The 13,409-nt window shown below is 38.6% G+C and carries 12 protein-coding genes and 1 pseudogene; 8 read left to right on the top strand and 5 right to left on the bottom strand.

The genetic code is table 11. From position 1 onward, the window contains the following. Window positions 1-192: 192 nt before the first annotated feature. From AC2SLL_RS10760 to ykgO, 3 genes and pseudogenes are all read right to left on the bottom strand, one after another. A complete protein-coding gene (locus AC2SLL_RS10760) occupies window positions 193-495 on the bottom strand; it encodes a hypothetical protein (protein ID WP_486531692.1) in 303 nt (100 codons plus the stop codon). Window positions 496-507: 12 nt separating this feature from the next. Next, window positions 508-774, bottom strand: a complete 267-nt coding sequence (locus AC2SLL_RS10755) for a hypothetical protein (protein ID WP_486531691.1) — start codon at window positions 772-774, stop codon at window positions 508-510. Window positions 775-963: 189 nt separating this feature from the next. Beyond that, window positions 964-1,100 (bottom strand): annotated as a pseudogene (gene ykgO, locus AC2SLL_RS10750) (type B 50S ribosomal protein L36). A gap of 428 nt (window positions 1,101-1,528) precedes the next feature. Between ykgO and AC2SLL_RS10745 the strand changes: the two are divergent. Further along, window positions 1,529-1,738, top strand: a complete 210-nt coding sequence (locus AC2SLL_RS10745; RefSeq protein ID WP_486531690.1) for a hypothetical protein — start codon at window positions 1,529-1,531, stop codon at window positions 1,736-1,738. A 15-nt stretch (window positions 1,739-1,753) separates the two neighbouring features. On the opposite strand, the gene tgt is transcribed toward AC2SLL_RS10745, so the two are convergent. Next, entirely contained in the window at window positions 1,754-2,905 is a 1,152-nt protein-coding gene (tgt, locus tag AC2SLL_RS10740) for a tRNA guanosine(34) transglycosylase Tgt (RefSeq protein WP_486531689.1), read from the bottom strand. Window positions 2,906-3,447: 542 nt separating this feature from the next. On the opposite strand from tgt, the gene AC2SLL_RS10735 reads away from it, so the two are divergent. The 5 genes from AC2SLL_RS10735 to infA all read left to right on the top strand — a co-directional run bounded on the left by AC2SLL_RS10735 (window position 3,448) and on the right by infA (window position 10,370). Then, window positions 3,448-5,151 (top strand): type IV pilus assembly protein FimV, encoded by a 1,704-nt coding sequence (locus AC2SLL_RS10735; RefSeq protein WP_486531688.1) that lies wholly within the window; start codon window positions 3,448-3,450, stop codon window positions 5,149-5,151. Window positions 5,152-5,407: 256 nt separating this feature from the next. Then, entirely contained in the window at window positions 5,408-7,015 is a 1,608-nt protein-coding gene (locus AC2SLL_RS10730; protein WP_486531687.1) for a FimV/HubP family polar landmark protein, read from the top strand. A gap of 727 nt (window positions 7,016-7,742) precedes the next feature. After that, window positions 7,743-8,849 (top strand): asparaginase, encoded by a 1,107-nt coding sequence (locus tag AC2SLL_RS10725; RefSeq protein WP_486531686.1) that lies wholly within the window; start codon window positions 7,743-7,745, stop codon window positions 8,847-8,849. Between the two features lie 316 nt (window positions 8,850-9,165). Continuing rightward, window positions 9,166-10,038: a tRNA pseudouridine(38-40) synthase TruA gene (gene truA / locus AC2SLL_RS10720; RefSeq protein WP_486531685.1), complete on the top strand. Its 873-nt coding sequence runs from the start codon at window positions 9,166-9,168 to the stop codon at window positions 10,036-10,038. Window positions 10,039-10,145: 107 nt separating this feature from the next. Further along, a complete protein-coding gene (gene infA / locus AC2SLL_RS10715; protein WP_486531684.1) occupies window positions 10,146-10,370 on the top strand; it encodes a translation initiation factor IF-1 in 225 nt (74 codons plus the stop codon). 86 nt (window positions 10,371-10,456) lie between these two features. Here infA and AC2SLL_RS10710 read toward each other — a convergent pair whose 3' ends face one another. Continuing rightward, complete coding sequence (locus AC2SLL_RS10710; protein ID WP_486531683.1) at window positions 10,457-11,683, bottom strand: L,D-transpeptidase family protein; 1,227 nt, start codon at window positions 11,681-11,683, stop codon at window positions 10,457-10,459. A gap of 347 nt (window positions 11,684-12,030) precedes the next feature. On the opposite strand from AC2SLL_RS10710, the gene AC2SLL_RS10705 reads away from it, so the two are divergent. Next, on the top strand, window positions 12,031-12,549 hold the full coding sequence (locus AC2SLL_RS10705; protein WP_486530417.1) for a helix-turn-helix domain-containing protein: 519 nt from the start codon (window positions 12,031-12,033) through the stop codon (window positions 12,547-12,549). Beyond that, window positions 12,453-13,376: an IS3 family transposase gene (locus tag AC2SLL_RS10700; RefSeq protein WP_486530431.1), complete on the top strand. Its 924-nt coding sequence runs from the start codon at window positions 12,453-12,455 to the stop codon at window positions 13,374-13,376. The genes AC2SLL_RS10705 and AC2SLL_RS10700 overlap by 97 nt, the downstream gene beginning before the upstream one ends. Window positions 13,377-13,409: the final 33 nt, after the last annotated feature.

The raw sequence follows: 13,409 nt of genomic DNA, 5'->3' as shown, positions 1-13,409 counted from the left end.
GCGAGATTTACATAGCAAGCAAGAAAGGGACGAAAGCCGAAACGTATCAGAACAAGCACAAACAACAGAACGATTTACTTACCAAACTGTTAGAAAAATCCAAACTGAGATAAACCCAAATCAAGATAGAGGCATAAGTATATAACCCAATTATTAACCAATAAAAACCGCCATGCTTGGCGGTTTAAATAATTAATTAGCAAATGTTTTACTAATTTCTTGGAGGGAAAAGTTTAAACAATCTTCTACTTCACTATGATACTTATTATCTAGTGTTAAGACTGAATGATTATCTAAAACATATATAGCTTCAGTAGCAGTTAAATCTTTGTTTTCAAAAGATGGGGTTAAATTGTAATTTTCTAAGCGGTATAAGCGACTAAAATAACCATTTTCTTTGTCATGTAACACATCAAGTTTAAAATTCAGCTCATCATTTTGAATTGAAATTGGAGCAATAATTATACTTTTTACAATTTCATAATATTTTATCATTTTTCTAATCCTTTATGCAGGAGTGCATTTGCAGTGTCTCGCATATGTACCACGAGGAGCTTTTTGAGTTGCATCTTTTTTAGCAGCTTTACAAGCTCCATCTGATGTATTCCCAGTACCTAAACCTGTTACACGCAAAGGAGGTGGATTTGGAGCAATCTTAGAGTCAATCACTTGGATATTACATTGAGCGGTATATTTATAAGTTTTCGCAAAAGCTGGAGCAGTCAGCATACATACACTAAAGGTACTAATTAGCATAGTATTAATTAGTTTCATAGTTATATCCTAATTGCTTATTGATTGATTAACTTTGATTTTACCTTAAAATTAACAATTAAATCCAATTCTTTTAGGGTGTATTGACAATTACCGCAAATGGATCAAGGTCGTAGCTAAGTAGACATTAGCAGCAAATGAGTCATCCGTTTTCTCAGCACGTATGGCAATTTTCTTGAAATCTTGTAGTCATTTCTTTTTCTTCCCTTGCACTGCTTTAAAACGCCCATCTGTCTTATTGATGACAAATACCCGTCCACGACGACGGATGACTTGGCAATCCGGATGGCGTTTTTTGCGGATTTTAATGAGCTTAATACTTGCATGATGGTATACCTTTAATAATTTAAATTTAAAGTCTGTATTCACAACCTATTATTGGCTATTTTTAAATAGATAAGAATGCTTATCATTTAGTTATGTTATAACATAATATTTAAAATATCAAAGGAAAATTAAAATAATATAAAACCTATAACCTAGTCTATCGAGGAAAACGAGTGCAAATGTCACAAATAAAAGGTTTACAAAGATAGGCTGTTTTACAGAAAGGTATGACTTAATACAGACCTAAAGTCATTATATTAAACAGTTCTTAGGGCGCTCGGCTTGAGTACGCTTTACATTTAAATATAGTCAAAGAAGTCTCAAATGGTTACAAGGCAACCGAGTGTAAGTAGCAATATGATACGCGAGTAGGCTTAACGATCTTAACACTGTAACCGTTTAGTAGTTCGCTGACTATAGATTGAGGATGGTTGATTTGAGATGCGGTTTAGCCCCGATTGTAGCGGATATCCTTGGTGAGACACTGTGGTGCGTGCGCTTGGTAAGTGGCGGTATCGTGGCAGCAGGAACGACACTTGCCAGTAGCGCACGTCACAGTGTAAACCAAGATAATAGCGAAAGCGGGATTGGCTCCAACAAGTCAACCACTGCTATAGACTTATTCGAAAACAGTTAGTCTAACTCTATACAATTACTCAAGCTCTAAAGGGGGCACTTCTTGACCGCGTTTGTGATAAAAATCAGCCACGAATTCATCAAAGGTATCGTTATCAATCGCATCACGAATACCCTGCATTAAGCGCTGATAGTAGCGTAAGTTATGAATGGTAGCAAGCTGCGCGCCGAGCATTTCTTTGCATTTATTGAGGTGATATAAATAGGCACGGCTAAAGTTTTTACAGCAATAACAGTCACATTCTGGATCTAGAGGACCGACATCTTCGCGGTATTGACTGTTGCGAATACGCACGATGCCTTGGTTATCAAGGTTGCCAGTGACGAAGTAATGACCATTTCGCGCGTTGCGTGTTGGCATAACGCAGTCAAACATATCGACACCACGGCGCACCGCTTCTAAGATGTCTTCTGGCTTGCCCACACCCATTAAATAACGGGGTTTGTCCGCAGGCATCAGCTCTGGCATATAGTTGAGGACGCTGATCATTTCCTCTTTGGGCTCGCCGACGGATAGACCGCCTATGGCATAGCCATTAAAGCCAATGTCAAGCAAGCCTTGCATCGACTGTTGGCGTAAGTCTTTATACATACTGCCTTGTACAATGCCAAATAAGGCGTTGGTGTTGCCGAGTTTGTTGTGCTCATCGACGCAGCGCTGCCCCCAACGTAACGATAACTCCAGTGACTTTTGTGCTTCAGAATACGTCGCTGGATACGGAGTGCATTCGTCAAATTGCATCACGATATCGGAGTTTAAGGAGTATTGAATTTGCATTGACTTTTCGGGCGATAAAAAGACCTTTGCCCCATCAATCGGTGACTTGAACGCGACGCCTTCTTCGCTGATTTTTCGCATGGCGCCAAGACTAAAGACCTGAAAGCCGCCTGAGTCAGTCAATATAGGCTTGTCCCAGTTCATAAATTGATGCAGACCGCCAAACTTGTCGATAATCTCAGTTCCCGGACGCAGCCATAAATGAAAGGTGTTGCCTAAGATAATATCAGCGCCAATGGCTTCAATGTCGCGTGGTAACATACCCTTTACTGTACCGTAGGTACCTACTGGCATAAAGGCTGGGGTTCTTATGTCACCGTGAGCAAGTTTTACGGTGCCTCGGCGCGCACGAGATTCGCCCGTTGCGGTCTTATGTAGGGTAAATTGCATAGCATTAACTCAGATTGAAGAGGTTAGAAGATTAAGCCACAGGGGTTACATTGTAATATAATGGCGTCTTACTGTAATATATAGATATGGATTATATCATCGACGCTGGCTTAGGTGGCATCTCAACACATCAATCTGTCCTTTTAATACAAAAGACATTTTTGATGGTCAGAATTTATTTATAATAAGTAAGTGTAAAGCAACGATATCTATAGTAAATAAAGCTTGAATGGTCTAAAGCTGAACTAACTAGATTAGGATTTAACCTTAGAATTGAGCCAACTTAGAGTGCCCTAAACTTGCAATTAAGTGGGTCAATTCTCTGCAAATATCTACAACCAAACATTAGTCGGTTAATATCGTCTTTTATCCTTAAATTATAATATAGCTATGATTTACAATTTTAATAGTAAACAAATGCCTATTTTGTTATAACTATACCGTGGATACTAACGATTCACTATTTTCATTTTTTAATCCTAATGGATTTAATTATTTGGATGAGCACTTTAGTTTTAAAGTGTCAAGATAAGAGGCACTTAATGGTTCGTAAAACAACACTACAGACTCGTCTTGCAACACTCTCCGTATCTATTTCAGTGTTGCTAATGGCTCAGTCTACATTTGCTGCCACTATTGGTCATACCAATATTTATTCAAAGCAATATGAGCCTCTTTCAGCAAGTATTGAGGTCAGTGACATCACGCTTGATAAATTTTCTGTCTCTATTGCTGATAAGTCTCTATATCAGCAGCTACAAATGGAGTACGACCTACCTATTCGTGCTCATTTTGAAGCCAGCTCAAAACATGCTGGGAGACTGGTGTTGACCACCTCTACGCCTATATCTAAGCCTTTTGCAGATGTTGTTCTGGTTTTAAATGATAATGGAAGACTACAACTCGTTCCAAAAACTCTTTTGCCGCGCCTAACGAATGAGACGAGTTTATCTAAACCTCAACCTTTACTGATTGCATCCTTACCCAAGTTGCAATCGCCACTTCTATTGCAATCGCCACTTCTAAAGTCATCTACATTTTCGCAAGAACTAGCTAAGTCTTTCAAGCCTTCTTCGGCAAAACAACTGAAGGTTAACAGTGGTAAGAAAAAAAATGTACCGTCCCAATTTGCCAATCTTCAAGTCAAAAAGCTTGAAGTCAAAAAAATGGCACCACCTTCTTTGCTTCCAGTTGACAATAAAAAACATGTGCTACCCATGCTTGTTGCAAAGACGAAACCCTTAATAAAGCCACCAAAAGTAAATCCCCTGCAAGTCGATGCTTTAGAATCTGTGTCACTACTTGAAAGTCTTGAAAGTCGAAAACACCAAGCGAGATCACTAAACGAACATAATGAATCGAAGGTTTTCAAGCACTTACACCTAGACTCTGTACCAACAAAATTGCAGGTATTAAAAACCGTACCTAACCCTTTAATTAAATCAAGTAACGTGAGCTTAGGTAAATTTAGTCCGGGAGGCTTATCCAGCACAGTTATTACAGAGAATGCTAAAAGTCTAAAAGCATCGCCGGCTGACATAAACAGTTTAAATAAGCTAACACACCTACCCATTCAGCCATTGGATAAACGTTTAGATTTTGCTACAGACAAAACGCCCAGCAACCTTTTTGTTAGCTTAGACACTGATGGTGGCCTTTTCTCAAGTATTGATGATCTGCATCGCAAACCAAATGGTGAGCCAAGTAATAAGGTTGTTATTAAAGCAAACGCAGTTCAATATGAATCAATCAAAGAGGAGTCGCGTAATAAAGCAACAGTTAATAAAAATAGACAAGTATCAAATAGTGTAAGTTTAAACCAGCACCCTACGCCTTCTATGAGTAGCTATAACCAAAATGAGGATGTGGTCACTATTTTTGCTCCTAAAGCAGTTGAGGTTATGTCTGCGCTAAAACCGTCCAGTGAAGAAATATCTTCAAAAACTTTAAATGTGCAAGTCACTCGCCGAATCAAGCCAATAAGTGGCACGGTATTTGCAGAAAATACTTATGATTTAAAAGACCGTAATATTTTAAATCATAGTCATAGTGTAAGAGGCGATGATGGTTTAAATAAAAAAACGGATGCTGGTAACGCTAAATCTCTATCAACACAAATAAATACTTATGACTATATCAAAGAGGTGCTATCCGGTAATACTATTATTGCAACTGACAATAGAGGTAATAACGAAACTAGTGCTATCAATACAGGTATTAAACACAGCACTGGAGGTGCTTTATGACCCGCCTGCAAGGTGTCTATAAATAACACAAGGCTACTAAACGTTAAAGAATCTGTAGATAAGGGTTAAGTCCACATGATAATTAAAAACAAACAATTAGACTTATAAACAGCTAGTAAAAGGCTCATAGCGTCTATAAATATAAACATTTCTATATTTCAAGTTTTCACAACCTAGTTCTACACTATTTATAATAAAAATTCGTCGAAAAGAATATAACCAGTTGCTTTTTCTATTTCTCGACGAGGGAGCTCTTATGAATTCAAATTACGTGTTGATAGCCTTGCTTATTTTTTTGGTATTTTTATTAATTCGTGTGCGCCAGAATAATAAAGCGACACCAAAACCAATGCCACGACGTACTAGACCAACTAAACCAGCGTCAAACCCTGTACATGTAAAGAGGCAGCACGATACGCTAAAACCGCAGATCAAACAACAAGCTGATCACTTAGTTATCGCTCAAGATTTCATAAATCAGCAACGCTACGATAATGCTATTAAAGAATTAAAAGCTGGACTTTTAAAGCAACCTGACAACAGCGCCTTAATGCTCAAGCTATTAAATGTATATGCTGTCACTAATAATATTGATCAATTCAACAAACTATATGATCAGGTTCTTTTAAAAGCGGATGCAGTGACGCTACAACAAGCCCAAAATCTAAAGGTTATGCTTGATGAAGAGGCTAACCTGCAAGCAAATCTCAAAGACTCTGAAGCTATACCGCACTTTGCCAATGAACAAGTAAAGCCTGAATCGTCTTTAGACTTTACCGCAGATTCAGAGTTAAATTCAGAGCTAAACAGCTTTGAAGTGATGGCTTCTATAGACCATGCGGACGCCGAAGAATCCAGCTTATCATTTGATGATCTTGAGTCGCAATTTCTAACTGACGACAATATTACTAATCCTTCTGAAAGCGCTGTAAAGGATTCAAACACTCTATTAAGTAGCAGCTCTATACAAAAGCTAGATAACAGCAATGCTGATAATCTTGTTACCCCTGACGCAAAATCTGACACAAATTTGAGTCATAATTTTGAACTTGAGACTGAAGACTTATCTAAGCTTCACCTTAGCGAACATGAAACGCCCAGCTCTGATAAATTAGTAACCGATAAATTAGTAACCGATAAATTAACCTCTGAACAATCAATTCTCGACACGTTAGAACCTCATTCTTCAAACGCTGATGAGTTTGCATTCTCCTTGGAGAATGATGCTTCAGATACTGAATTATCAACGCCTATTGATACTGCTCAGGCAAATCATAATCCAGTCAACCTTATCAAAGATGCACATAGTCTGAGTCTTGGCAATGATAATAAAGATGACTCACTAAATTTTGATGAGGAAACTTATAACCCCTCTTATAGGTTAAATAATGATAGATTTAGTAGTGATGGGTTAGATAGTGAGACAAATGTCACAAATTTTGAAGGCTCAAAGTCTGCGCCACACTCTCAGCTTACTGACGACAACCGACTAGTCGACTTTCAGTATGAGGGTCAGGAGGCTGATCCACTATCAAAGCTTGCAGAAATGCCAGACAAAGATATGGGTCTAGAGGTGCATGCACAAGAGTCAAGCCAGCCTACTGATTTAACGCTAGAAAATAATGATAGTGCAGTTGCAGATAAAGCATCCGTTGTAAAAGAGATTGATGACGCTGATTTCTTAAAGGTTTTCGATTTTGTACAGGACTTAGACAACTCCCAAATTACGCTAGATTTAGCGCAGCAATATCTTGAACTTGGTGAATACGATAGTGCAAAACGTTTAATCAACGAGATTTTGCAAAGTGAAGCCAGTATCACCCAAAAAACACTTGCTGAAGATATTTTGACTCGCATGAACTAATCTATTGTATTCTGTATGTGTGCGTAGAGCTAATTCAATAACTGGCATAACGGATACTTAATAGATTACATTGAATACATTACTAGCTAAAATAATGCCGTTAACCCTCAGTAAGTCTGACGAATTCCATCATCTTTTTTAATCAAAAAACAGTACAGTGGTACTAAAACTGAGTACACTATATATAACTACAAAATATTTAACTACAAATCAAAGACGTTAGCTTAAAAAAGGTATAGAGTTGCTGCTTTATACCTTTTATTTTTAGCAGCGTGTTTTTAGGAACGTGTGTTTAGGAATGTGTGTTTAGGAACGTCGATATTAAATTTAAAATATCTCTTTTTCTAACAAAATCTAAAATACCGCACTATTCGCATGATTAAAGTCTCTAGAATAATGATCGCAAGGCTAGCGAGCAGAGACGCTCGATGTAAACTTATGACAAAGAGCGAGACCATAGTCTATATAGTCGTGTGTTTAGTCAGAGTACCGACCTAGTTAGTGATCTAACATTAGGCAGATTATATTTATTAAAGCGGGTATACAACGTCAAGTTAATACGGTAATTGTTTAGCATTGCTTTATTGCTAATTTTGGTATTCGCGATGAAATAGAAGCGCTATACTATTGTTAGAAATCAGCTACTAAAAATCCAGCCCATATGTTTAGAACACAGCTACATACAGCCACATCATATCGCCAAATATTGAAAATATAGAACTCAAATATGACCAATGCACATCAAGTAAGTACACCAATATCCTTGTCACATCAAGACTTAATTTCGGTTCAGCTGATATATGCAGGTGGCACTTTTGGCAGTCATGGTAAACCATTATCTACTTTACCTGCGCCAACATTTACACCCCTACTTTTAAAACTCATGCGACAACGCAGTTCGCAACAAGTTGATATCTTAGACAACACGGTTGTTAAAGACAGTAGCCATTTCACGCCTGAAGATTTTGTACATTTTTTTAAGTTGATTTTATCTAAATACAGTCAACGCTATAAGCAGTTTATAATTATTACTGGTACTGATACCTTGAGTTATTTAGGGGCTTTTTTAGCTGAAGCTTTTGCAGGCTCAGATATTTGCATTGTATTGACTGGTAGTATGAAACCGCTTTTTAATGCTAATGACATTCATGACTACACCATTGACGAACACAGTGATGCTTGGGTAAATTTAAAGGATGCATTAGGTATTGCCGGTTATGGCGAGTCAGGTGTTCACATTGCTTTTGGTGGCGAAGTTTGGCCTGCACAAACCGTTCAAAAGATTCATAGTCATGATTTAATGGCATTTACGGGACATAACCGAGCCGGCTACCCCGCTAATAGCTACCTAAAATCACTGCCCGATACTCGACGACAGCACTGGATAAATGATAAAAAAACCAAACTACCTGATATAGTATTGACGGCTAAAACAGCCATTATCCCTACTATTTATTGTGTGCCTATCAATCCAGACTGGTTTGTTACCCAACTTGAGACACTAGCTAAATTACCAGCGACAGGCATTATATTAATCGGCTTTGGCGCTGGAAATCTACCTTATAATGACCGTATAGCCAAGACAATGGATACCTTGTACAAAAATGGGCATATACTGGTCACGACTACTCAATGCCCTTATGGCGGTGTCAGCGATGCTTATGCGGCTGGCAGCTGGCAATATGAACATCATGTATTCTCAGCGGGACGTTTAACCATTCCCGCTATCTATGCTCGTTTACTTTGGTTGCACTTAGCGTATGATACGCCTACCCGGCGGCGCCAACGCTGGACTTATAGCATTAGTAAAACGAATATAGGGTTATCTAAATGAATACTTTCTAGGGTCTGCATCTAAACTATTCATCCAAAATACCTATCTATAATCTATAGTTGGAAGCAGATAATTGAGGTAGAAGGCGCCCGACCTCATTGAGTACATCTAGCTAGGTCTACATTGTCACTCTTTACATTGCCTTTGACTATAATATATCTATAAATAAAATAGTCGGCAAACGTGTAAATCGCTACGGTGTTAACCTCGTTTAGCATACAATTATTGTACTTTCACTCAATTGCCTTGTATCGATTTTAAATTGCGTTGACTATACTGTTACCCCTTTACACTTTGTGACCTAAGAATACTATTTATGACAACCGATCCACACAACGGCCAATCTACCGATCTGACAGCCACTCATGCCAATGACTCTGAGAAAAAATCGACGACCTATGCGATCGGACTTGAGTTTGTCGGATCTAACTATAGAGGTTGGCAACGGCAGCAAGAAGTATTGGGTGTGCAAGCGGTGGTCGAACAGGCCTTTAGTAAGATTGCCAACGAAAACATTGAAGTGGTGGCTGCAGGTCGTACTGATGCTGGCGTACACGCGGGTAACATGCTGGCACACTTTAAAACTACCGCATCTAGAACTGTCTATAACTGGCTGCGTGGGGTAAATAGTTTATTACCATTCGATATTTCGCTACGATGGATAAAGCCAATGCCAGATGAGTTTCATGCTCGTTTCGGCGCAATTGCTCGTCGTTACCGCTACATTACCTTAAATCAGCCGCAACGCCCTGCCATGCTATACCATCACGTTACTCACATTCATGAACCTCTTAATTTGCTAAAAATGCAAGAAGCCGCTCAGTATATTGTCGGTCAACACGATTTTACAAGCTTTAGAGCCGCTGCCTGCCAATCCAACCAGCCTGTTCGTAATATTCATCATGCTGCTTTATTTGAGCATGGGCAGTTTATTGTCTTTGACATACAAGCAGATGGCTTTTTACATCATATGGTTCGCAACTTAATGGGCACTTTGTTCGCTATTGGAAAGGGCGAATTAAAGCCTGATGATTATCTTCGTATTTTAAATGCTCACGACCGTACTATTGCCCCGCCCACTGCTTCACCTGATGGTTTGTATTTTATTAATGCCTACTACCCAGACCGCTTTCAAAGCCTACTTCCTAAGATGCCACTAACTCCGCAATGGCTAAACTTGCCAATTTAAACTAACCAATTGGCACAGGTTTAGAACATAAGCAATTTGCTTAATAAAGGCGCATGGCGTATAATTTAGACCTACAAATTTCTTACTATGGGTACACCCACACAGTTATGGCAAAACAAGACGATATTATTGAATTTGAAGGCGAAGTCATTGACACCCTTCCTAACACGCTTTTTAAAGTTCGCCTAGAGAATGGTCATGAAATTACGGCTCATATCTCTGGTAAAATGCGCAAGCACTACATTCGTATTCTGACAGGTGATAAAGTTAAAGTCGAAATGACTCCTTACGACTTGACTAAAGGTCGCATTACTTATCGTGGTAAAACCTAATCTAATTCATATCACTTGTCTAGACCATTAAAAAACCGCTAAATTAATTAGCGGTTTTTTAGTTTGGCACTTATATTATTTAAATACTATTTAAATTCTACGGTCGCATTATCATCGATAACATCAAATAACGCCAAAGCATCCCAGTTAGTTAACCGCACACAGCCCGATGATGCTTGACGACTAATGCGCTCAGGGTCTGGCGAACCATGAATGCCGTATGATGGCTTTGTCAACCCAATCCACACCAAGCCAACTGGGTTATTTGCACCAGGCGGAAGGATTGTTTGACTGCCATCATCTGCCGTATAAGTATAATTAGGCTCATGGACTTTCACTTTCACTTTATGAGTACCACTAGGCGATGGTGTCGCAGTACTGCCAACTGTTGTGGGATAACTGGCAACCATATTATCCGATTTATCATAGGCAAATAACGTTTCACTATTTTTATCCGCTACCACACGGCTGATTGGTGTGGTGTTTGGATTACCTGGATTATAGACGGTAATGGTCTCGCCCGACTTAAACTTAATACTTGGATTGAGCTGCTTTAAATATTGCAAATCTATATGAAATTTCTCGGCTATTGCTTCTGGTACACTTTCATAATACATGCCTTCAAGTTTTCCCTTTGCTTCAGCACTTGTAGGAATCTTAGTCGTTTTTATATTCACATCTGCATCTTTGAGCGTGTAGTTCACTAAAACTGGCTGATTAACCAAATTACTATTTTCATTCAACGCATCCCAAGTTTCTTGATTCAAAGTATCGGTAACGTTTAAACCTTTAGCCTTTTGAAATGCCTGCATGGCTTTGCGTGTATTTCTACCCCACTTTCCATCCACTGCTCCAACACCGTGATTGTTCCAGTTTAATAAGGCCTGTAGTTTAGTCCCAATCGTTTGATTTATCTCACTTCCAGCCTGCCACTCACTGTTGTTTACTTTCTGCGAAATTTCAGACAAATTAGTTGTAGAGTACTCCAGTGTGGGTAATACATCATTTGATGTTGCATTGATGGTACCTGTGCTGCCCTGATCATTTTTTTCCGGTTTATCGGATGCTTGATCCCCAGCAGTTTGCTTATTTACTGGCTGAGTGGCATCAACTTGTTGGGCTGAGTCTTGCACGTTAGCATCGACACTTTCTTGTGCATTTTCTTGTGCACTTACATTACCACTTGTATCTGAACAAGCAATGCCTGTCATTAATATCGCTACCACAATACCTGTCAGTTTAGTATGTCGTAACTTTGACTTTAGATTATTGTTTGTTTTAATAAAGTCTGTTAAAGGCGACTGAGTGAACATTTCTTCTCCTAATCAGTTGGAATGTTATAGACTGGGGCACTATTATCGAGCTAGTCTAAACTAAAATAATTAAAAGGCAACCGAGGTTAGGTAGATCATCTATGTATTTTGAGGCGGGTACAGCAAACGAGGATAACCTTGTAATCGTATAGCCTTACTTTGATTCACGAATATTCTTCACTATATCGTTTAATTCCTATTGGGTTAATACAATAGAAGTTACAATAATAAAGTCAGGTGCAATAGATAAACTCATAAACTAGGCAAATATAAGAGGACTATTAAAAAAGCCCAAACCCAAAGTGAACTGACCCCCAAAAGTTGGACACAACTTATGGGGTATTTTTATGCGTTACAATCTAGATTTTAAGATCAAAGTCATAGGATACTATAAGCAAGGACATACCGGTCATGCCACAGCAAAGAAGTTTAAAGTGAATCCAAGATTTGTAAGTAAATGGGTCAAGCAATATCAAAGCGGTGGTATAAAGGCTATTAAGCCAAAGACAAGCAAAGCCAAATACAGTAGTGAGTTTAAACTTAACGTACTAACAACGATGCTTACCCAAGGCCTAAGTCAATTGGAAGTTGCTCTAAGGTATAACATCAGCTCACCAGCTTTAATCAGCCAGTGGCACAAAGCTTATCGACTACAGGGTATGTCTGGACTCATATCTAAACGTAAAGGTAGAGCGGCCATGAGCAAACCATTTATCACAGACAAACCAGATGATGAAAAGATATTAGCAGAGCTGAAACGTGAGAATGAATATCTTCGTGCGGAGAATGCCTACCTAAAAAAGCTCGATGCCTTGCTCAGGGAGAGGGAACAAGCCGAGACAAAGCAAGGCTCATCGAAGGACTAAGGGATAAATATTGCATATCAGCTTTACTTAAGATAGCTGATATGCCTAAAAGTGTCTTTTATTACCATAGGTGTCAGTTTGATGCTGAAGACAAATACGCTGATTTAAAGCAGCGTATCATCGAGCTATATTACCAACATAAAGGTCGGTATGGCTATCGTAGAATCACAGCCGCATTAAAGCAGTTAGGCATGCATCATAACCATAAGCTTATTGCCAAGCTTATGAAGCAGTTAAATCTTAATGCGAAGATCAGAAGAAAGAAGTATCGATCCTATAAAGGTCAACAGGGAAAAATAGCAAAGAACTATTTAAAGCGTCGCTTCCATGCTGGTAAACCCAATAAACGCTGGTTAACAGACATTACTGAGTTTAAGGTGGGTGACAATAAATTATATCTATCTCCGATTCTTGATTGCTATAATAATGAAATAGTCAGTTATACCTTATCTAAAAGACCAACCTATGATGTGGTAAGTAAAATGCTAGATTTTGCGCTAGATAAGACGAAAACAAGTCGTCATAAAAAGTTAATGCTTCACTCTGATCAAGGCTGGCATTATCAAATGAAGCCTTTTAGAAAGACGCTTAAAAAGCATAAGATAAGACAAAGCATGAGTAGAAAAGGCAACTGCATAGATAATGCGTTAATGGAGAGCTTCTTTGGCACACTGAAGTGTGAGACCATCTATATTGAAAAGCCTAAAACTATTGATGAACTAGAAAAGCAAATTCATGAGTACATTCATTATTACAATCATGAGCGTATTCAGCTTAAACTTAAAGGACTGAGTCCTGTGAAGTACAGAATTCAGTCCTTGAGATAGACTTAAACCGTCCAACTTTTGGGGGTCAGTTCA

Source organism: Psychrobacter sp. CX97 (assembly GCF_057396285.1).
Note: the sequence above shows the minus strand (reverse complement) of the source record. Positions and strands in the feature narration are given on the sequence as shown.

Bases quoted from the DNA above. Each gene is read 5' to 3' on its own strand.
- AC2SLL_RS10760 (WP_486531692.1), bottom strand. From the start codon at position 495: ATGATAAAATATTATGAAATTGTAAAAAGTATAATTATTGCTCCAATT.
- AC2SLL_RS10755 (WP_486531691.1), bottom strand. From the start codon at position 774: ATGAAACTAATTAATACTATGCTAATTAGTACCTTTAGTGTATGTATG.
- AC2SLL_RS10745 (WP_486531690.1), top strand. From the start codon at position 1,529: ATGGTTGATTTGAGATGCGGTTTAGCCCCGATTGTAGCGGATATCCTT.
- tgt (WP_486531689.1), bottom strand. From the start codon at position 2,905: ATGCAATTTACCCTACATAAGACCGCAACGGGCGAATCTCGTGCGCGC.
- AC2SLL_RS10735 (WP_486531688.1), top strand. From the start codon at position 3,448: ATGGTTCGTAAAACAACACTACAGACTCGTCTTGCAACACTCTCCGTA.
- AC2SLL_RS10730 (WP_486531687.1), top strand. From the start codon at position 5,408: ATGAATTCAAATTACGTGTTGATAGCCTTGCTTATTTTTTTGGTATTT.
- AC2SLL_RS10725 (WP_486531686.1), top strand. From the start codon at position 7,743: ATGACCAATGCACATCAAGTAAGTACACCAATATCCTTGTCACATCAA.
- truA (WP_486531685.1), top strand. From the start codon at position 9,166: ATGACAACCGATCCACACAACGGCCAATCTACCGATCTGACAGCCACT.
- infA (WP_486531684.1), top strand. From the start codon at position 10,146: ATGGCAAAACAAGACGATATTATTGAATTTGAAGGCGAAGTCATTGAC.
- AC2SLL_RS10710 (WP_486531683.1), bottom strand. From the start codon at position 11,683: ATGTTCACTCAGTCGCCTTTAACAGACTTTATTAAAACAAACAATAAT.
- AC2SLL_RS10705 (WP_486530417.1), top strand. From the start codon at position 12,031: ATGCGTTACAATCTAGATTTTAAGATCAAAGTCATAGGATACTATAAG.